Source organism: Pseudoalteromonas sp. MER144-MNA-CIBAN-0113, from assembly GCF_040308965.1.
Taxonomy (GTDB): domain Bacteria; phylum Pseudomonadota; class Gammaproteobacteria; order Enterobacterales; family Alteromonadaceae; genus Pseudoalteromonas; species Pseudoalteromonas tetraodonis.
Window position 1 is genome coordinate 1 of sequence record NZ_JBEOOG010000161.1, and the last position, 1,504, is coordinate 1,504.

1 protein-coding gene is annotated in these 1,504 nt (G+C 39.6%); it reads left to right on the plus strand.

Features of this window, described 5'->3' with window-relative positions; all coding sequences use genetic code 11:
- The first annotated feature begins 77 nt into the window (after window positions 1–77).
- The gene (locus AAEY57_RS19145) at window positions 78–1,493 is read left to right on the plus strand and encodes an IS4 family transposase (protein WP_138563560.1); all 1,416 of its coding nucleotides are present in this window, start codon (window positions 78–80) and stop codon (window positions 1,491–1,493) included.
- Window positions 1,494–1,504: the final 11 nt, after the last annotated feature.

A 1,504-nucleotide genomic window follows, 5' to 3' on the forward strand; every position in this document is an offset into this window, starting at 1 on the left:
CTGTCTCTTATACACAAGTCTTTGAATATCGATAAATCTGTGATCTAATCGATCATCATCACTCATAGATTTATCGTATGCACATAAACACTTCTGAAGAATGGGCTCAATTAATTTTTGGTAATGCTAATTTAGGAGATCCGAGACGCACCCGACGATTAGCTCTACTAGCAAGCGATATGGCTGAGAATGCAGACAGCTCAATTGTTAAGGCTTCTGATACACCCGCAAAAATTGAAGCCGCTTATCGTTTCATTAGAAATGAGAAAATATCCCCTCAAGCGATTGCCGATTCGGGGTTCTCACAAACGAGTGAAGCGGTAAAGCAGTTGCCTTTGGTTCTCGCTATCCAAGATACGACAGGATTGACATTTAAACACAGTGTTTGCAAAGAATTAGGCGATGTGAACTGTGCAAATACATTAGGAAAACCATCAAAAACAAGAACGCTATATGCGCATTCAACTTTAGCAATTGATGCAGATACGGAGCACGTTATTGGTTTACTCGACCAATACTATTGGTTTAGGAAATCAAAGGTTAAAGGGACTAAAGATCAACAACAGCAACGCCCTTACGAAGAGAAAGAAAGCTATCGCTGGCAACAAACATTAATGGATATAAAAAAACGTACAGGTGAATTATCAAATATACTTAACATCTGCGACAGAGAAGCTGACATTTATGAGTACATGACTTACCAAAAAGATGAAGGGCATCGATTTTTAGTCAGAGCAAAAGAAAATAGAAAATTAATAGAGCCTCAATGCAATCTCAACCAGTTAATAGAAACAGCGCAGGGTCAGTGTTGTTACACTATTAATATAGCGCAACGTGCGGGAAGAAAAGCGCGTCAGGCCCGAATTACATTGAGCTATCAACCTATAACACTCGCCAAGCCTAAGCGAGTTCAAGGGCAAGAATCACCGACATTGAGTGTTAATGTCATTGTCTGTCAGGAAAAAGAAAGCACGCAAAAAAATCCATTATGTTGGATTTTATATACGACAGAGCCCGTAAACACAGCAAAAGATGCCCAGAAATTAGTAAGATACTATGAACTTCGCTGGCGTGTAGAGGAGTTTCATAAAACATGGAAAACAGATGGAACCGAAGTAGAAGATTTACGTTTGCAGCACAGTGATAATATTTTACGAATTGCGATCATTAAAGCGTTTATTGCTGTCAGGTTATTACAGCTGCAAAATATGGCGCAAAGGAGTGAATTAGACAAAGAAGTGAGATGTACAGCTTGTGTTAAAGAGATGACGTGGAAATTACTATGGGCAAAGGTTGAAAAGGATGTGTTGCCGGATAAAGTACCGTCTCTTCATTGGCTATACTATAGTTTAGCGAAATTGGGAGGGTGGTATGACAGTAAAAGAAATGGTCGAGTTGGCGTAAAAGCACTCTGGCAGGGGTGGTTGAAATTAGCAGAAATGGTCGAATCTGCCGAATTGTTAATATCAATTCAGCAGACAGAAAAGTTGTGATCAAGAGACAG